Source organism: Paenibacillus xylanexedens, from assembly GCF_007676705.1.
Taxonomy (GTDB): domain Bacteria; phylum Bacillota; class Bacilli; order Paenibacillales; family Paenibacillaceae; genus Paenibacillus; species Paenibacillus xylanexedens_C.
Window position 1 is genome coordinate 1 of record NZ_VEBF01000925.1, and the last position, 220, is coordinate 220.

The 220-nt window shown below is 48.2% G+C and carries 1 protein-coding gene; it reads right to left on the bottom strand.

The window, feature by feature from the left end:
- Window positions 1-35: 35 nt before the first annotated feature.
- The coding region (locus FS628_RS32470; protein WP_222125371.1) for a hypothetical protein at window positions 36-220 on the bottom strand (185 nt) is incomplete at its 5' end.

Below are 220 nucleotides of genomic sequence, written 5' to 3' on the forward strand. Positions count from 1 at the left end.
CTCACGATCCCACACATAACACAAACCCAGCCATTTCATCTCACCACCGAAATTCTCAATATTACCCAATCTAATATCTCCTCCATCTTCACCTCTATCCACTCCATCCTCCTCACCACCCACACCCAAACCCTCCCAACCCATTCATTCCAATACCTTCTAACCGCGCATACCTTTCTAACCGCAAACCATATCCCTTGCCCTATATCCTTCCCGGTGC